The 19,299-nt window shown below is 70.0% G+C and carries 7 protein-coding genes; 1 reads left to right on the top strand and 6 read right to left on the bottom strand.

Going from position 1 to position 19,299, the window contains the following annotated elements; genetic code table 11:
• A partial coding sequence (gene mgtE, locus RJ05_RS17830) for a magnesium transporter (RefSeq protein WP_036538646.1) occupies positions 1 to 1,103 on the top strand: 1,103 nt, incomplete at its 5' end.
• Between the two features lie 8 nt (positions 1,104 to 1,111).
• Here mgtE and RJ05_RS17825 read toward each other — a convergent pair.
• The 6 genes from RJ05_RS17825 to RJ05_RS17800 form a co-directional block, all read right to left on the bottom strand.
• Positions 1,112 to 2,029: a hypothetical protein gene (locus RJ05_RS17825; RefSeq protein WP_138445671.1), complete on the bottom strand. Its 918-nt coding sequence runs from the start codon at positions 2,027 to 2,029 to the stop codon at positions 1,112 to 1,114.
• A 120-nt stretch (positions 2,030 to 2,149) separates the two neighbouring features.
• A complete protein-coding gene (gene nrdF, locus RJ05_RS17820; RefSeq protein ID WP_014352279.1) occupies positions 2,150 to 3,112 on the bottom strand; it encodes a class 1b ribonucleoside-diphosphate reductase subunit beta in 963 nt (320 codons plus the stop codon).
• A gap of 364 nt (positions 3,113 to 3,476) precedes the next feature.
• Complete coding sequence (locus RJ05_RS17815; protein ID WP_036538642.1) at positions 3,477 to 4,298, bottom strand: ABC transporter permease; 822 nt, start codon at positions 4,296 to 4,298, stop codon at positions 3,477 to 3,479.
• Entirely contained in the window at positions 4,295 to 5,113 is an 819-nt protein-coding gene (locus RJ05_RS17810; protein WP_036538640.1) for an ABC transporter permease, read from the bottom strand. Before RJ05_RS17810 ends, RJ05_RS17815 begins: the two co-directional genes overlap by 4 nt.
• Positions 5,110 to 6,111, bottom strand: coding sequence for an ATP-binding cassette domain-containing protein (locus RJ05_RS17805; RefSeq protein ID WP_036538638.1), 1,002 nt, complete (start codon positions 6,109 to 6,111; stop codon positions 5,110 to 5,112). The genes RJ05_RS17810 and RJ05_RS17805 overlap by 4 nt, the downstream gene beginning before the upstream one ends.
• Positions 6,108 to 19,259 (bottom strand): non-ribosomal peptide synthetase, encoded by a 13,152-nt coding sequence (locus RJ05_RS17800; RefSeq protein WP_036538635.1) that lies wholly within the window; start codon positions 19,257 to 19,259, stop codon positions 6,108 to 6,110. Before RJ05_RS17800 ends, RJ05_RS17805 begins: the two co-directional genes overlap by 4 nt.
• Positions 19,260 to 19,299 lie beyond the last annotated feature (40 nt).

Genomic DNA, 19,299 nt, shown 5'->3' with positions numbered 1-19,299 from the left:
GTTTCCGGGAGCTGGTCGAGGCCATGGCACCCGACGACCGCGCGCGGATGCTGCGCGAGGCGCCGGCCAAGGTCGCCAAGAAGGCGCTGGCCGGCCTGAGCCCGCGCGAGCGCCGGATGACCGCCGCGCTGCTCGGCTACCCGGAGGGCTCGGTCGGCCGGTACATGACGCCGGAAGTCGTTGCGCTGCCGGGGAATCTGACCGTTGCCGAAGCGTTGCGCACCGTGCAGCTCAAGGGTGCGGGCGCCGAAACCGTCTACACCCTGCCCGTGGTCGATACCGGACGCCGGTTGCGCGGCATCGTGGAACTGCGGGAGCTGGTGCTCAGCAGCCCGGAGACGATGGTGGCCGATCTCGTCGTCACCGAGCCGGCGTTCGTGCGCGCCACCGACTCCGCGGAGAAGGCCGCCCGGTTGATGCGCGAGACCAACGACCTCAACCTGCCCGTCGTCGACAGTGAGGACCGTCTCGTCGGGCTGCTGACCTTCGACGACGCGGTGGAGGTCATCGAGGCCGCCGATACCGAGGACGTCGCCAAGCAGTCCGGTTCCTCGCCTTGGGAAGGCCACTACATGGCCGCGGGCGTCTTCCAGCTCGCGCGTTACCGGGCGCTGTGGCTGCTGCTGTTGCTGCTGGCGGCGACCTTGACCGTCAGCGTGACCGATTTCTTCGAGGGCACCCTCGAACAGGCCGCGCAGCTCGCGCTGTTCATCCCGCTACTGATCGGAGCGGGCGGCAATGCCGGCGCGCAGGCCGCGACGGCATGCGTGCGCGCGCTCGCGGTCGGCGAAGTGCGTGGCAGCGACCTGCTGAAGGTGATCTGGCGGGAATGCCGGGTGGGGCTGGTGCTCGGCGCCATGCTGGCCGGGGCGGGTGTGGTGATCGGCGCCTTCTTCGTCGGCCCGCGCATCGCGGTGGTCGTCGGCGTCACGCTCATCATCATCTGCGGGTGGGCGGCGACGATCGGCGGCACCATGCCGCTGCTGGCCAAGCGGTTGCGGATCGACCCGGCCGTGGTGTCGGCGCCGATGGTGACCACGCTGGTCGACGCGACCGGCCTGATCATCTACTTCACCACCGCGAAGCTGGTGCTCGGAATCTAGAGCCGCGCTCAGGGCAGCGGATACATGGTCATCAGCTGGTCGCGGGCCCGCTCGACCTCCGGCTGGTTCTTGCCGAGCACGGTGATGACGGGCAGCGCGCCGCCGGGCAACTCCGGGCCCACCGCGAAGGTGTAGCCGACGAATTGACCACCGCCGACGCGGGCGACGTAGACGGTGCGGTTGTCGACCGTGATGGTCTGGTCGCGGCGGATCTCGTCTTCGGCCTGGTAGCCGTATTCGATGGCGGTCGGCGCGTCCGCGGTGCCGAACCGGCAGGTCTGGGCGGTCTGATAGTCGTGCACCGGCAGCGGGGTGGCGGCGAGCTTGGGCAGCGCCTCGCACGGGTCGGCGCCGGTGAGCACGGTGCGCACCGAATCCGGTGAGGTGCCGTAACCGGGGCTGTCCGGCAGCTGCTCGATCGCCGTGTCGATCAGCGCGTTGGCGATCGCGCAGGGGTCGGCCGGAGTCGGTGCCTGCACCGTCAGCACGATCTGTGCCATCGACGGGAATTCCGCGGTCACCCAGCACTGTTTCGGCTCCGCGGTGGACCCGAGATCCTCCGGTGAGAGCACCTCGACCTTGACCTCACCCACCAGCCTGGTCTCTCGCACCGAGCTGGAGGCCGGCGCCCACGCCAGCGACCAGGTGGCCTCGACCGGCGATCCGGCGGCATCGAGGTTTGCCCGGCAGCCATGGATCGTCTGCCCGCCGACCTGCACGTCGTCGACCGTGCCCTGTTCTTCCAGCGCCGAACGCGGCACCAGCGCACACGGATCGACCGTGCGAATACGCTGGAACACTTCGGAAACCTGCGCCTCGGAGACGGCGGGGGTGAACCAGATCTCATCGACCGGGCTCGACGCGCTCTGCTGCTGACAGCCCGCGCCGCCGATCACTACTGCGGCAACGATTGCCAGGCGACGCAACAACGAAACTCCCTCGGGTGGACGCCGACCCACCGAGGGGGACCGGTCTTTCGGACAAAATAACTCGAGCCCGACGCCACGATCGAATCGTGGACGCCGGGCTCGAGCAGACCGCCGGTTCTAGAACTCCCAGTCTTCGTCTTCGGTATTGACGGCCTTGCCGATGACGTAGCTGGAACCGGAACCGGAGAAGAAGTCGTGGTTCTCGTCGGCGTTCGGCGAGAGCGCCGACAGGATGGCCGGGTTGACTTCGGTTTCGTCCTTGGGGAACAGGCCTTCGTAGCCGAGGTTCATCAGCGCCTTGTTGGCGTTGTAGCGCAGGAACTTCTTGACGTCTTCGGTGAGGCCGACCTCGTCGTAGAGGTCCTGGGTGTATTCGACCTCGTTGTCGTAGAGCTCGAACAGCAGCTCGAAGGTGTAGTTCTTGAGCTCGTCGCGTTCGGCCTGGGTGACCTGCTCGAGGCCCTTCTGGTACTTGTAGCCGATGTAGTAGCCGTGCACCGCCTCGTCGCGGATGATCAGCCGGATCATGTCGGCGGTGTTGGTGAGCTTGGCCCGCGAGGACCAGTGCATCGGCAGGTAGAAGCCGGAGTAGAACAGGAAGCTCTCCAGCAGGGTGGAGGCGACCTTGCGCTTGAGCGGCTCATCGCCGCGGTAGTAGTCGAGCACGATCTCGGCCTTGCGCTGGAGGTTGCGGTTCTCCTCCGACCAGCGGAAGGCATCGTCGATCTCGCGGGTGGAGCACAGCGTGGAGAAGATCGAGCTGTAGCTCTTCGCGTGCACCGATTCCATGAACGCGATGTTGGTGAGCACCGCCTCCTCGTGCGGGGTGAGCGCATCGGGGATCAGGCTCACCGCGCCGACCGTGCCCTGAATGGTGTCGAGCAGGGTGAGGCCGGTGAAGACCCGCATGGTCAGCTGCTTCTCGTCGGCGGTCAAGGTGTTCCACGACGGGATGTCGTTGGACACCGGCACCTTCTCCGGCAGCCAGAAGTTGCCGGTCAGCCGGTCCCAGACCTCGGCATCCTTCTCGTCGGGCACCCGATTCCAGTTGATGGCCGACACCCGATCGATCAGTTTCATCCTGCCTCCACGCCTTTCCCGCGCACATCCGAGCACGCTGCTGTCACGGAATTCCCTACACTCGGAACACTACTCCTTGTGTGTGACAACTCCGGACAACACAACACCTTGTGTCGAGCGGCCATCCTCACCGAGCCGATGGGGAGCTGTGGCGGCCGCTGCCGTGCGCCCCATTGTCCGCCATCGCCGGACCGGGGCGTGCATCGGTGCCTGGTGCGTCGCGCGCGATCGCGGAGGATTTGCCGGACCCGCAGGTTGGGGTGTATCGGATGTGCCCCGGCCGGCGCGGGGTGCTCCATTATCCGGCTGCGATGGGTACCACCTTTGGGTTCCCGGCGGCCGGCCACCTGTTCGGTCGGCAGCGTCACCGCCTGCTGGCGCGCCGGTATCCGATGGTGGCCGGTACCGCGAACAGCACGATCGCGGCGGCCGACCACATCAGGGTCAGGGTGAGCGGCCGGGCCAGTTCACCGCCCTGGGCGAGGGCGCGCATCGTATCCACGGCGGTCGACATGGGCTGGTTGTGCACGATCGGTTGCAGCCATTGCGGGTAGGCGGCCAGCGGGACGAAGCCGGTGCTGAAGAACATCATCAGCGAGGTGAGGATCGTAATGGCCTCCACCAGGGTGGCTTTGGCGGTGTAGACGGCGACGGCGGTGACCACCGTGGCGAAGGCCAGGCCGAACAGTGTGGGCACGAGCAGGAACGCGACCGTCGCGGCCAAGCCCTGCTGGAAGCGGAAACCCAGCAGGTAGCCGACGAGCACGACGATGACGGTCCCGGCGAAGATCCGGCAGCCCTCGGCCAGGATCCGCGACGCCAGACCCGAGGCGCGATGCACCGGCAGCACCCAGAACCGGGCGAGCAATCCGGCGTCACGCTCGCGACCGAGCAGCACGCCGCCGGCCACCGCGCCGGACAGCGCCCCGACGACGGCGACCATCGGCACCGAACCGTAGAGCGCGTCCTGACCGGTGAACTTCTGGATCTGCCCGCCCACCACGATGTCGAGCATGAGCAGCAGCAGACAGGGGATGAGCAGGGTTTCCAGCAGGGTGATCGGGTTGCGGGCCCAGCGCAGCAGCAGCCGCTGGGTCTGGATGACGGTGTGCCGGACCAGCGCGGCGGCCGAGGTTTCCGGTGCGGCGCGCAGGTCGGCGGGGCGGGCGGCGGGCAGGGTCATCATCGCCTCCGCGCACTCAGCCGCACCGCCACCGGCGCGCAGACCGCGAGGATGCCGACGACCCAGGCCAGCGGCGGCGCCATCAGCGACCACGACACCTCGCCGGCGTTGCCGAGGGTGTCGCCGGCCAGGGCGCGCAACGCGATGACGAACTGGGAGACCGGCTGATTGCGCACGAACGGCTGCACCCATTCCGGGAACTGGGCCGCGGGTGCGAGTCCGGTGGAGAGCATGCCGAGGATCAACGGCGGCAGCACCAGCGCCTGCGTGGTGGCTTCCGGGCTTTTCGACAGCGTGCCGATGACGTCGGCCGCCAGGGTCAGCGCGATGCCGACCAGCAGCGCGAACACCACGAACCCCAGCGTATGCACGGCATCGAGGCGGAACCGGAACCCGATGACGTACCCGCACACCAGCGCTGTGGTGAGCGCGATCACCAACCGGAAGATGTTGCCCGACATGCGCGCCGCGACCGGGACGAACGGGTTGATCGGCATGGCGCCGAAGCGCCGGTTGAGTCCGGCGACGGCGTCGGTGGCCGACCGGAACGCCGCCGAGATGGCGGTGAACGCGGCCGCCTGCAGGATCACGATCGGCATCATGAACTGGGCGTAGCTGCTGAATCCGGTGCCTGCGAACATCATCACGGTTTTCAGCGGTAGATAGAAGCTGGCGGTGAAGGCCGCCGGGGCGAGTATCGAGGAGAGCACTTCTCCGGACTTCACCGATGGCACGACGAAACGGGCGGTGAGCACCCACCACTGGGCGGTGGTGACCGGCCGGGCCCGCGCACCCGTCAACCAGACGGCGGACGTCATGGCAATGCCTGTGCGGCAGCGGGTTCGGGTTCCGGCTCGGATTCGGTGCCGGCGAGGTGGCCGGTGAGCTGGAGGAACACATCGTCGAGCGACGGGCGGCGCAGCGCGATATCGACCAGTTCGACCCCGGCCGCGTCCAGCCGCCGCAGCGCCTCCGCCAGCGTTTTCGCACCCTCGGGGGCGGGGATCGCGATGCGATCGGATTCGGTGGTGAACATCGCCCGATTGACTTCCGGCAGCAGCGAACCGAGCGCGTCGGCGATGGCCGGCAGATCACCGAGATCCAGCGGCACGACCTCGCAGTAGCTGCCGCCGGTGCGGGCCTTGAGTTCGTCGGCGGTGCCGGCGGCGATCACCACGCCGTGATCGATGACGATGATCCGGTCGCTGAGCGCGTCGGCCTCTTCCAGGTACTGAGTGGTGAGCAGGGTGGTGATGCCGGCCCGCTGGAAACCGCCGACCAGATCCCAGACTCCCTGCCGGCTGCGCGGATCGAGGCCGGTGGTCGGTTCGTCCAGGAACACCACATCCGGGCGCACCACCAGCCCGCAGGCGATATCGATGCGGCGGCGCATACCGCCGGAATAGGTGCCGACCCGCCGGCCCGCCGCGGCGACCAGGTCGAAAGCGGCGATCAGTTCGTCGGCGCGGGCGCGGGCGGCGCGTTTGCGCAAGCCCATCAGCCTGCCGAACATGACCAGGTTCTCATAGCCGCTGAGCATGTCGTCGAGGGCGGCGTACTGGCCCGTCAGCATGATGGATCGGCGCACCGCGGCCGGGTCGGCGACCACATCGTGGCCGGCGACCACCGCGCGTCCGCGATCCGGCGGGATCAGGGTGGACAGGATGTTCACCGTCGTCGTCTTGCCCGCGCCATTGGGGCCGAGGATGCCGAGTACCTCGCCGGGTGCGGCGTGGAAGTCGACGCCGCGCAGGGCGTGGACGGCGCCGAAGGATTTCTCGAGGCCTTCGACGAGGACGCCTTGGTCGGAACTCATTGCTGGCCTCCCAGATGGGTATCGAGCACCTGCGCGATGATCGACAGCGCGTAGGGGGTGGTCATTTCGTCATGGGTGACGTCGACGTCGTGGTTGGTGATGGTCCCGGCCACATGCGGCCGCCAGCCCTCGGGTCCGAAGATGCCGGAGCTGTCGACGGTGGCGCTGAAATACACCAGGTCGCCGTCGTAGCGCGGACGGCGGTAGCCGGTGCGGGTGCGCGCGGAGGCGTTGTAGGAGGCCGCCATGCGTTCGATGGTGGTGGCATCGATGATCGAGACGCCGCCGAAGCGTTCCCGGATCAGTGCGGCCGCTTCCTGCGCGGTGGCCTCGGCCGGGACGTTGTCGATGCCGAAGACGGCGCCGAAACTGTTGACGAAGCCGCCGGGAGTGAGTTGCTCGATGCTGTCGCCGTCGATATCGGCGGTGTCGGCGTCCAGCAGCGCTACCACGCCCACCTGTGCGCCTTGGGCGCGCAGTTTCGCCGCCATATTGTGGGCGATGAGTCCGCCGAAGGACCAGCCGAGCAGGTGGTAGGGCCCATCGGGCTGAATGGTGCGGATCTCGCGGATATAGCGGTCGGCGAATTCGTCGATGGAGCGCGCCGAGGGTTCGCGACCGGACAGATCGGGCGCCTGGAGCCCGTAGATCGGACGGCCCGGCCGCAGCCGTTCGGCGAAACCGAGGTAACTCCAGGCCATCCCGGACGATGGGTGGACGCAGAACAGCGCGGGTTCGTTGCCGTCGGGGCGGATCGGCAGCAGCACGTCCAGGCCGAGACCCGACGCCTGGGCGGGCGCCTGCGGTGCGGCTTCGGTGAGCTGGGCCTCCGGTGACGCCGCGTAGGTCGCGAGGGCGCCGAGCGCGTCGATCCACAGTTGCGCCAGTTCGGTGACGACGGCGCCGTCGAGCAGAGTGCGTGGATAGCCGAATGTCGCGTGCAACCGGTCGCCGATGACCACCGAATCCACCGCGAGCGCCGACATCAGCGGGACATCGGGATGCTCGGGGGCGGGCAGCTCGCCGAGATCGTCGGTCGGCAGCCAGCCCAGGCCCTCCAGGCCGGCCGGGATGTCGCCGGTGGAGTACCGGCCGAGATAGTTGAACGCGATCTGTCCGGGCAGCTCGCGCGGAAGACGCTGCGCGGTCTCGGGATTCAGGTAGCGCAGCAGACCGAAGCCGATGCCCTTGTCCGGCGCCGCGCGCAGCGTGCGTTCGACCGCCCGCAGCGCGGCGCCCATCGCGTGACCACCGGCGAACGCCTCGTCGACGTCGACGCCGGTCAGCGCCAAGCGCACCGGATACAGGCTGGTGAACCAGCCGACGGTCCGCGACAGGTCCGCCCCCGCAACGACTTCCTCTTGCCGGCCGTGGCCTTCGAGCCGGATCAGCGCGGTGGGTTCGGTGACGCCGCGACGAGACCGCCAGCGCACCAGGGCCAGGGCGAGCGCGGCGAGTAGACCGTCGTTGACGCCGCCGCCCGACAGCCGCGGCAGATTCGTGAGCAGGGCGGCGGTGATTTCGGCGGAAACGTCCACCTCGATGGTGCGCAAGGTGTCGGACAGGTCGATCGCCGGATCCAGCGCGCGCGGGCCGAGCAGCGGGTCGGGGCCGTCGACGACCGCACGCCAGTAGTCGAGTTCGGCCATCCGGTGCTCGGTGCCGGCCTGCTCGGTCAGCGCGTACGACCAGCGGCGCATGGAGGTGCCGGTCTCGGCGAGCACCGGGGTGGCTGCGGTGCTGACCTGCGCCCATGCCGCGATCAGGTCGGGCACCAGGATGCGCCAGGACACCGCGTCGACGGCGAGGTGATGCAGGATGACGATCAACCGGCCCGATGCGGTCCTGGCACCGGCCGCGCCCACCGGATCCAGCCAGAGGAACTGTGCGATGACGCCCTCGGCCGGGTCGAGCCGGTGCAGCGCCGAATCCAGTTCGGTCACCGCGAATTCGTGCAACTCGACAGTGTCCGCCCCGGCGTCGAAGGTGATCCGGTGTAGGAGCGCGCCGACGTCGACCCCGCCGGGGGCCGCGACACTCCACTGCCAGTCCGTACCGTGATGGCGCAGCCGTGAGCGCAGCATGTCGTGCCGGTCGACGACGGCGGTGAGTGTCGCGACCAGCTGATCGCGGTCGATGCCCGGGGGCAGCTCGAGCACCGCGGTCTGGGCGAACCGGCCGAAGTCGCCGCCACGTTCGATCATGTAACGCACGATCGGTGTGAGCGGCAGCTCGCCGACACCGCCGCCGGGCAGCTCCGCCAGCGTGACCGCGGGCCCTGCCGCATCGGCGGCCGCGGCCAGCGCCGCGACGGTGCGATGTTCGAATACCTGCAACGGCGTGCAGGCGATGCCGCGTAGTTTCGCCCGCGACACCAGCTGGATGGCCAGGATGCTGTCGCCGCCGAGCGCGAAGAACGAATCGTCGGCGCCCACCCGTTCCCGGCCGAGCAGTTCGGCGAAGATCTCGGCAAGGGCCTGCTCGGTCGGGGTGCGCGGCGGCCGGTAGGCGGTCTGCTCGGTGGCGAAGTCCGGCGCGGGCAGCGCGTCGCGATCCAATTTGCCAACGGCGGTGCGCGGTATCTCGTTCAGCACGACGAATGCCGCGGGCACCATGTACGAGGGCAGGATGTCGGCGGCGAACGCCTGCACCGCGGCCACGTCGATCTCGGCGCCCGGCGCGCGCACCAGGTAGGCCGCGAGTGCCGTGGATCCGGTGGGACCGGGGACGCCGAGAGTGACGGCCAAGTCGACGCCATCGGCGCGGCCGAGCACCGCATCGATCTCGCCGAGCTCGACCCGCTGGCCGCGTACTTTGATCTGGAAGTCGGTGCGGCCCAGGTATTCCAGCTCCACCGGGCCCGTGCTGGTACGCACCCAGCGCGCGAGGTCGCCGGTGCGGTACAGGCGAGTGCCGGGCGCGCCGAACGGATCGGCGACGAAGCGCGCGGCGGTGAGGCCGGGGCGGTTGTGATAGCCGCGCGCCACCGCGGGACCGGTCAGGTACAGCTCGCCCGCGACACCCACCGGGACCGGGCGCAGGTGATCGTCGAGCACCAGCACCGCCGCCCCGCGAATGGGTGTGCCGATGGTGACGGGCGCGTTGGGCAGCAGCGGCCGCGACGCGCTCGCCCAGATGGTGAATTCGGCGGGACCGTAGAGGTTCAGCATTCGCCGATGCGGTCCGCTGCACCAGCGCTCGACCAGCTCGGCGCCCACGGCCTCGCCCGCCACCGCCAGCATCCGGACGCTCGAGACGGCGTCGGCGTCGACGGTGGCCAGTGCCGAGGGCGTGATCACCAAATGGGTGACCTGCGCGGTGTCGATCAGCTCGGCCAGCGGGCTGCCGCCGTAGACCTCCGGCGGCGCGACGACCGCGGCCGCCCCCGATCCGAACGCCATCAACGCCTCGAAGATCGAGGCATCGAAGCTCGGCGAGGCCACCTGGAGGACGCGGGCCCGCTCGTCCAGCCCGAGCAGTTCGGCTTGCGTGGCAACGAGATCGGCGAGCCCACGATGAGTGACGGTGACGCCCTTCGGCGTGCCGGTCGAGCCGGAGGTGTAGATCAGCCAGGCGGGCTGATCCGGGTGCGACTCGACGAGGGGACCCGGCGCCGCATCCGATGCGGGCAGGTCGTCCAGGACGATCCAGTGCGTGCTGTCGGGCAGGGCGTGCCGGTGGGCGGCGACCGTGACGCCGAGCCGGGCCCGGGAATCGCCGAGCATGTGCTCGATCCGGTCCACGGGATGTTTCGGGTCGACCGGAAGGAACGCGGCCCCGGTTTTCGCGGTGGCCCAGAGCGCCGTGAGCAGTGCGGCAGATCGTGGCATACCCAGGGCCACCACAGTTTCCGGCCCCGCCCCGGCGGCCATAAGCTCGGCGGCGAGCCGGTCGGAGTCGGCATCGAGTTCGCGGTAGGTCCTGACCTTTCCGTCGGCGACGACCGCCGGACGGTCCGGATATCGCTGCGCCGAGCGGGCCAGGATCTGCGCGAGGGTGCTGGTCCCCGCGCTGACGGGCCCGTGCACCGGCACCAGCTCGGCGCGTTCGGCCTCATCGAGCAGCTCGACCTCGGCCAGCACGACTTCGGGGTCGTCGACGACGGCGGCGAGCAGCCGCACCCACCGCCGGGCCAGCGTCGCGGCGGTGTCGGGTTCGAACAGGTCGGTGGCGTAGGTCAGCAGCCCCTGCACACCCTCGGGCCCGCCGGGACCGAAGCGTTCGCGCAGATCGAGGATGAGGTCGAATTGCGCGGTGTCGCGCTGGAAGTCCTGCACCTCCACCCGCAGGCCCGGCAGCTCGAGCACCGGTTCGACGAAGTTCTGCAGCGACAGCGACACCTGGAAGATCGGGTGATGCGCCGTCGAGCGTGGCGGATCCAGAATCTGCACCAGCCGCTCGAAGGGCACATCGGCCGCGGCGAACGCGTCCAAGTCCCGCCCACGCACCGAGGCGAGGAACTCGGCGAAACCGAGCCGTTGATCCACCGGTGTGCGCAGCGCCAGCGTATTGACGAACATGCCGACCAGCCGGTCCAGCGCTTGATCGCCACGACCGGCCACAGGCGTGCCGATGACGATGTCGCCGGTGTTGCCGAGCCGGGCGAGGACGGCCGCCAGTGTCGCGTGCAACACCATGAACACGCTGGTCTCGGTGGTCGCGGCGAGTTCGGTGAGCCGGCGATGCAGCGCGGCGTCGATGGTGAGCGGCACATCCGCACTGCGCATCGACTGCACCGCAGGACGCGGCCGGTCGGTGGGCAGATCGAGCACATCGGGTGCGCCGGCGAGGGTGTCGGTCCAGTACCGGATCTGCTGGGCCGCCAGCGATTCCGGATCGGATTCGTCGCCGAGCAGCTCGCGGTGCCACAGGGCGAAGTCGGCGTATTGCACCGGCAGTGGCGCCTCTTCGGCGGCGGTCTCCGTCGACGGCGCACCCACCGGAACCGACCGATGACGGGCGTAGGCGGCCATCAGATCGGTGGCGAGTGGCGCCATGGAGAACCCGTCGGCGCTGATGTGATGCACCACCAGCACCAGCACATGCGTCGGTTCGGCCGTGCCGATCAGGCGGAACAGGCCGAGCCGCAGCGGCGGCTGTTCGGTGATGTCGAACCCGGCCCCGGTCAGCTCCGCGATGCGGACCCGCAGCGCGGCACCGTCATCGGTATTGGTGATCTCGAGCGCAGGTGTGGCGATCTCGGCGCCGATCACGACCTGACGCGGGCCTTCGGCGTCGGCGGGATAGATCGTGCGCAGGCTCTCGTGCCGAGCCACCACATCGCCGAGTGCCCGGCGCAGGGCGGCGAGATCGAGGTCGCCGCTCAGGCGCAGCGCGACGGCGATGGTGTAGGCCGCCGACGCCGGATCCATCCGGTTGAGCACCCACATGCGCTGCTGGGCGGGCGAGAGCGGCACCCGGTCCGGGCGCACCCGTGGCGCGAGCACGAACCGGCCGCGCGCGCCGTCGGTGGCGGGCACGATCCGGGCCGACAGCTGGGCGACGGTCGGCGCGTCGAACAGGTCACGTAGCGCGATGGTCGAGCCGAGCGCCGCGTTGACCCGCGCCACCACCCTGGTCGCGCTGAGGGAATTGCCGCCGAGTTCGAAGAACGACTCGTCGGCACCGACCCGTTCGCTGCCGAGCACGTCGGCGAAGACCTCGGCGACGGCCTGCTCCACCGGCCCGTGCGGCGCGAGGTAGGGCCGGCGGGCCGCGGCGAAATCCGGCACCGGCAGGGCGGCGCGATCCAGCTTGCCGACCGGCGTCAACGGGATCTCGTCCAGCACCACCAGATAGGCGGGCACCATGTAGCCGGGCAGTTCGGCGGCGACCCGGGCACGCAGCTGTTCCGGGTCCAGCGTCGTACCGGTCACGGGCAGCACATACGACACCAGCACCGTCGCCCCGGCCGGTCCGGCCCGGCCGATGGTGACCGCGTACTCGACGTCCTCGACCGCCGACAGCACCGCGTCGATCTCGCCGAGTTCGATGCGTAGACCACGGATCTTCACCTGGAAATCGCTGCGCCCCAAATACTCCAGCGCAACCTCGGAGTCGCCGTCGCGCACCCACCGCACCATGTCGCCGGTGCGGTACATCCGCTCGCCCGGATCGCCCGACGGATAGGCGACGAACCGCCCCGCGGTCAAGGCGGGCCGGTTGAAGTAGCCGCGGGCCAGCGCCGGTCCGGCCAGGTACAGCTCGCCCGCGACACCGACCGGCACCGGACGCAACCAGGTGTCGAGCACCAGCGCCGACGCGCCACGGATGGGCCCGCCGATGGTGATCGGCGCTCCCGCGGTGAGTTCGGCGGGACCGGTCGCCCACACGCTGAACTCGGTGGGGCCGTAGACGTTCACCATGCGCCGGTCCGGGGCCCAGCGCGCGATCAGTTCCGGGGTCGCGGCCTCTCCGGCGACGGCCAGCACCCGTAGTTGCGGCAGGTCCGTCGGTTCCATGGTGGCCAACGCCGACGGCGTGATCACCGCGTGGCTGACCCGCCGGGTGCGCAGCAGGCGCTGGAGTTCGTTGCCGCCGTACACCTGCGGCGGCGCGACCACCAGCCGCGCGCCCGCGCTGTGGGCCATCACCAGCTCCGACACCGACGCGTCGAAACTCGGCGAGGCCACCTGCAATACCGCCGCCGACGGGTCGATACCGAGCGATTCGCGTTTGCCCGCAGCGAGATTCGCGATACCGCGGTGGCTCACCAGGACGGCCTTCGGCTTCCCGGTCGAGCCGGAGGTGTAGATCAGGTACGCCGTCTGGTCCAGGTCGATCGGGCCGCCGCGCTCGTCGTCGGTGATCGGGTCGGCCGAGACGGTCATGGCGCGGCGCATGGTGGGCAGGTCGTCGAGCAGCAGCCAGTCGATGGTGCCGGGCAGGGTCTCGCCGATCTCGGTGACGGTGACGCCGATCGGTGCCTTCGAATCGGTGAGCATGTGCTCGATCCGCTCCACCGGATGACTCGGATCCAGCGGCACGAACGCCGCGCCCGTCTTGGCCAGCGCCCACACCGCCACCACCGACTCCAGCGAACGGGTCAAGGCCAGCACCACGAACACCTCGCGGCCGACGCCGCGCCGCAGCAGCACCCGGGCGAACCGGTTCGACCAGGCATCGAGATCGCCGTAGCTCATGGTGAGCTCGCCCGCGTCCACCGCGATGGCGGCGCTGTCGATGCGGGCGCCGTCGGCGAGGATGTCGGGCAGCGGCCGCTGCGGCGCCGACGGCGGGCCCTGCACCGGTGCGAGCGCGGCGAGTTCGACGTCGTCGCAGTAGCGCAACCGCGCCACCGGACGCCGGGGATCGTCGGCGAGCTGGATGAGCAGGCGGACGAAACGATCCAGCAGCGGGCCCGCCTCACTCGCGTCGAAGTGGTCGGCGAGGTATTTCAGGGTGATCCGCAGCGAATCGCGGCCGTCGAGCCCGCGCAGCGGAATCACCATGAGGTTCAGCGGATACGGCGTGGCATCGGTGCCCGCCACATCGAGCACCCGCATCCCGGCGATGTCGAGGGCCTGCGATAGTGCTTCCCGATCGATCGGATACGACTCGAATACCGCCAGCGTGTCGAACAGCTCGGGCAGTCCGACGGCCTGATGGATGGCGGCGAGCCCGACATGCTGATGGTCGAGCAGCCGGGCCTGATCGGCCTGGATGCGAGCGAGCAGGTCCGCGACCGACTCGCCCGGCGCGAACCGCACCCGCACGGGCAGGGTGTTGATGAACAGCCCGACCATGTCCTCCACGCCGGCGAGTTCGGGCGGCCTGCCCGACACCGTGCCGCCGAACACCACGTCGGTGCGGCCGGTGAGCATGGCCAGCAGCATGGCCCACGCCGCCTGCACCATCGTGTTGACCGTCGCCCCGCAGTCGCGCGCCGCCGATTCGAGCCGGGCGAGGGTTTGCGCGGTGAGTTCGGCGGAGATCTCGGCGGTCCGCGGGGATTCGATATCGGCCAGCGACGCGACCACCCGGGTGGGGGTGTCGACGCCCGCGAGGTAGCGCGACCACGCCTGGATCGAGGCGTCCTGATCCTGTTCGGCCAGCCAGGCCAGGAATTCGCGGTAGGACCGGGCGGGTGCGAACGCGGTGGTGTCGCCCGCGGTGACGTAGAGCGTCAGCAGCTCGCGCACCAGCAGCGGCGTCGACCAGCCATCCAGCACCAGGTGGTGGTTGGTCATGATCAACCGGTAGATGTCCGGCGCGAGATGGATCAGGGTGAACCGCAGCAGCGGCGGACGGGTGAGATCGAAGCGGGTGTTCGCGTCCAGGGCGATCAGCCTGCTCAGTTCCCGCTCGCGTTCGGCGTCATCGGCGGTATGGGTGAGGTCGATCTCCTGCCAGCCCACCTCCGCCGCGCCGAGCACCAACTGACGTGGACCGTCCGCGGTTTCGGTGAACGCCACCCGCAGGTTCTCGTGCCGGTCCACCAGCGCCTGCGCGGCGCTGCGCAGCCGGTCGGCGTCGACGACGCCGGCGAGGGTGAGCAGCGACTGCACCGTGTAGCCGTCGGCGGTATCGGAGTCGTAGCGGGCATGGAACAGCAGCCCGTACTGCAACGGCGACAGCGGCCACACATCCACCAGGCCGGGGTAGTGCCGCTCCCAGTCGTCGATCTGGGATTGGGTGAGGGTGACGAGGTCGAAGTCCGACGGCGAGCGCCCACCGGCGCCCGGTGTCCGGGCCTGCGCGACCAGCGCGCGCAGGGCCGCGCTCCACAGCTCGGCGAGTTCGGCCACTTCGCCGGCATCGAGCAGGTGGCTCGCGTAGTCCCAGGTCACCTCCAATCCGCCCGCGGTCAGCACGGCATTGATATCGACCACGGCGGGCAGCGGTGCGTGCTCGTCCTGGGTGGCGGCGAAGCGGCGCGGCAGCCACGCGCCGGAGGTGGCGGTCCCGGCACGGCCGAGGTAGTTGAATCCGAGCTGCGGTTGCGGTGTATCCGACAGTGCGGCAGCGGTTTGCGGGTCGAGGTAGCGCAGCATGCCGTAGCCGACGCCCTTGTCCGGGACCGCGCGCAACTGTTCCTTGGTCGCCTTCACCGCGGCGCCCGCGGCGGCCCCACCGGCGAACGCGTCGTCGAGGTCGATACCGGCCAAGTCGATCGCCACCGGGTACACGCTGGTGAACCAGCCGACGGTGCGCGCGACATCGGCGCCGGGCAGGATCTCCTCGGCCCGCCCGTGCCCCTCGAGGGTGATCAGCGCGCCGGTGCGGTTGCGCCATCGGCACAGCGCCAGCGTCAGTGCGGCGAGCAGCACATCGTCGGCGCCGCAATGGAAACGATCGGGCACCGTGGTCACCGCGGCATCGGCGACGTCGGCCGGGATCGTCATCTGATGGCGGCCCATGGTGGCGACGACGTCGACGGCGGGATCCAGGACGCGGCGGCCGATCGCGGGATCGTCGGTCGACAGGATGCGTTGCCACACCGGAAGTTCGGCCGCGCGGGCGGCGACCTGCTCGGTCTGGGCGTGCGCCCAGCGCCGGAACGAGGTGCCCACCGGCGCGAGCTCGCCACCCGCGGCCGCGATGGCCAGATCCGGCAGCAGGATCCGCCACGAGATGCCGTCGGTGACCAGGTGATGCAGCACCAGCCAGCACAGCGGTTCGGCGTCGCCGTGCTCGATGATGACAAAGCGCCCGACAACCCCGGCCTCGGGATCGAGCCGGTCGGCGGCGTCCTGGAGCGCGCGCTCGCAGGTGGTCGCGGGCTCCGGCCCGGCCTCGATGACGTCGACCAACGCGTCGATATCCACCGAACCCGGTTCGGCGACAACCCATTCCCACTCATCGCCGACCCGCCGCAACGTCGACCGCATCACATCGTGACGGTCGACGACAGTCCGCAGCGCCGCACTCAACCGATCCCTCGTGAACCCGTCCGGCAGCCCGATCAGCACCGCTTGGGCGAACCGATGCCACGGGCGCCCATGCTCCACCATCGCCCACACGATCGGCGTGAGATCCACCGCTCCCACCCCGCCACCGGGCAACTCGTCCACCCGCTCCGATGCCACCTCGGTGGCGACAGCGGCCAACGCGGCCACCGTCTTGCGCTCGAACACATCGCGTGCGCTGAACCCGAGCCCGGCCGCCTTGGCTCGCGACACCAGCTGGATGGAGACGATGCTGTCGCCGCCGAGGGCGAAGAAGCTGTCGTCGACGCCGACCGCGTCCAGGCCGAGCACCTCGGCGAACAGGGCGGCGAGCGTGTGCTCGGCGGGAGTGGACGGTGGTCGGCCGGTGGTCTGCTTCACGGTGAAATCGGGCGCGGGCAGTGCTTTCCGGTCCACCTTGCCGAGCGGCGTGAGCGGGACGTGGTCGAGCATCATGACCACCGCGGGCACCATGTAGGCGGGCAGGATCCGGCCCGCCGCCGCCCGCAGGGCCTCCGGATGCACATCATCGGCGGCCAGCACATACGACACCAGAGCAGGTGCGCCCGCGGGTGTTTCGGCTCCGACGGTCAAGGCGAACTCCACGCCCGGTTGCCGTTGCAGCGCATCATCGATTTCGCCGAGTTCGATCCGGAACCCACGGATTTTGACCTGGAAATCGCTGCGGCCCTGATATTCCAGCTCGTGCCGCCCATGCGCCGCGATCCAGCGCACCAGATCGCCGGTGCGATACATGCGCTCGCCGGGGGAGTAGGGGTCGGCGACGAACCTGCTCGCCGTCAGTCCGGTCCGCCGGTGATAGCCGCGCGCCACCCCGGGGCCCGCGAGATACAGCTCACCGACGGCGCCGGGCGCCACCGGACGCAGCCACGGGTCGAGTACCACCGCACGCACCGCACGGGCCGGGCTGCCGATGGTGACCGGGGCGCCGGGTGTCATCGGCGCGGTGAGGGTGGCGGTGACGGTGGTCTCGGTCGGCCCGTACCCGTTGATGAGCGCGCGGCCCGCCCAGGTGGTCACCAGCTCCGGCGGGCAGGCGTCACCGCCGACGACCACCGTCCGCAGCCGCGGCAGCGTCGCCGGATCCAGCGATCCCACCACCGTCGGCGTCACATTGAGATGGGTGACCTCGAAGGTGCGCAGCACCTCGGCCAGCCCCTCGCCCGCGAACGCGGCGGGCGGCACGACCACCAGCGTCGCACCGGCGGTGTAGGCGATCAGAATCTCCTCCACCGAGATGTCGAAGCTGGGCGAGACGGCATGGGCGACAACAGCATCGGAGTCCACGCCGAAGCCCGCACCCGAGCCCGCGGCCAGATCGGCCAGACCGCGATGGGTGACCAGCACACCTTTGGGCAGACCGGTGGAACCGGAGGTGTAGATGATGTAGGCGACCTGATCCAGGTGCACCGGTGCGCGCCGGTCGGCGTCCCGGACCGGCGCCGGATCCTGCGCGGCCACCGATTCGGCGGTGGCCAAGTCGTCGAGCACCAGCCAGTCCACGTGCTGCGGTAGTGCTTGGCGTGCGTCGGCCACCGTGACGCCGGCGACCACCCCGCTGTCATCGAGCATGTGCTCGATACGGTCCACCGGATAGGTGGGGTCGATGGGCACGAACGCCGCGCCGGTCTTCGCGATCGCGAACATCGCCAGCACCGATTCCACCGAACGCGGGATGGCCGTGGCGATACCGCGTTCGGGTCCGGCCCCGGCCGCGATCAGCACTCGGGCCAGCCGGTTGGTGTACTCGTCGACCTCCCGGTAGGTCATCCGCGCCGCGCCACCCACCAGTACCACCGCCGCCGGGTCGCGCACCGCGGCGAGGAGATCGGGCAAAGTGCGCTTGCTGCCGCCGGCCGGGCCGTGCGCGGGCACCAGCTCGCCCTGCTCGGCGTAGGTCAGCGGCTCGATGGCGGCCAGCGGTGCGTCGACCCCTGCCGCCAGGAATCGGTGCAGGAACAGCAGGAACCGTTCGTGGTGGGCCGCCAGCTCGGTGTCGCTGTAGAGGTTGGCGTTGGCCTGGAAATCGATGTGGGTGCTCTCCCCGCCGACACCGGGATACAGGTTGACGAACAGATCGTCGATCAATCCGGAGGTGAGCACATGGAGCCGGCCGACGACCGAGCCCAGCGTGATCCTGGTGTCGGCCATCATCAGATTCACCGTCGGGCCGAAGGACGCGGCCTCGTCCATGGACCAGCCCAGATCGCGGACGATGTCTTCCTGCCGGTATCGCTGGCGCCGCAGCGCGCCGGTCAGCTCGCTCTGCGCGGCAAGGATCGTCGCACCCACCGTCATGGCCGGCGACAGGCTCAGCCGCAGCGGGACCACATTGGCGATCATCCCGCCCGAACGCCGCAGCGTGGCGGTGATCCGCGCCGATACCGGCAGGCTGAGCACCACTTCGGCGGCGCCGGTCAGCGCCGACAGGTAGGCGGCGAACGCGGCCACCACCGTCGGCGCCATACCGGAACCCGCCGCCTCGGCAACCTCGTCCAGCAGCGCCGCCGTCTCGGCCGGCAGCGCACCCGCCACGCGGGCCGGATGCGCGTCCACCTCGGCGGTGCGCCCGGCCAGGCTCACCGGATCGGCCATCCCGGCCAGATGCTCACGCCAGTATTCACGGTCGGCGGCGAACCGCTCGGAGCTGCGATAGGCCAGGTCGGCGTCGACGATGCGGCGCAGATCCTCGGCCTTGCACGGCGGCGCCTGCGCACCGTCGACGGCCGCGTTGTAGACCTCGGCGGTGCGTTGCACCATGGCCAGCGCGCCCATGCCGTCGAGCACGATGTGGTGGATGCGTGAGTACCAGTACCAGCGTTCGTCGGCCAGCCGCAGCAGTGCCATCCGCACCAGCCGGTCCCTGGTCAGTTCCAGTGGTGCGGAATATTCGGCGCGCATCCAGGTGTGTGCTGCGGCCTCCGGGTCCGGCTCCCCGCGCAGGTCCAGTTCGAGGATGCTGTCGTCCAGGGTGGAATCGACGACCTGGAACGGATGTCCGTCGACCTCGATCAGCCGCAGGTACCCCGTGCCGAACTCGCGTCCGGCTTGCCGTGCCGCCCCCGCCAAGGTCTTCGCGTCGATCGGCCCGGCCAGCTCGATGTACTGGGCGATCGAAATCGGGGTATCGCCCGCGACGTGCTGGGCGAACCAGATCCCGCGCTGGGCGGCAGAGAGCGGGAACGCGCCCGCCGGGAGAGCGGGTGCGGAGTCGGTGGGTGCGGAGGATAGCTGTGTCATGGAAGTCCTACGTTCCGACCGCGCTGTAGCCGACCGAGGC

The organism is Nocardia cyriacigeorgica NBRC 100375 (assembly GCF_000308555.1).
Classification (GTDB): domain Bacteria; phylum Actinomycetota; class Actinomycetes; order Mycobacteriales; family Mycobacteriaceae; genus Nocardia; species Nocardia cyriacigeorgica.
This window is presented reverse-complemented; position numbering and strand designations above follow the sequence as displayed.

Bases quoted from the DNA above. Each gene is read 5' to 3' on its own strand.
- RJ05_RS17810 (WP_036538640.1), bottom strand. From the start codon at position 5,113: ATGACGTCCGCCGTCTGGTTGACGGGTGCGCGGGCCCGGCCGGTCACC.
- nrdF (WP_014352279.1), bottom strand. From the start codon at position 3,112: ATGAAACTGATCGATCGGGTGTCGGCCATCAACTGGAATCGGGTGCCC.
- RJ05_RS17805 (WP_036538638.1), bottom strand. From the start codon at position 6,111: ATGAGTTCCGACCAAGGCGTCCTCGTCGAAGGCCTCGAGAAATCCTTC.
- RJ05_RS17800 (WP_036538635.1), bottom strand. From the start codon at position 19,259: ATGACACAGCTATCCTCCGCACCCACCGACTCCGCACCCGCTCTCCCG.
- RJ05_RS17815 (WP_036538642.1), bottom strand. From the start codon at position 4,298: ATGATGACCCTGCCCGCCGCCCGCCCCGCCGACCTGCGCGCCGCACCG.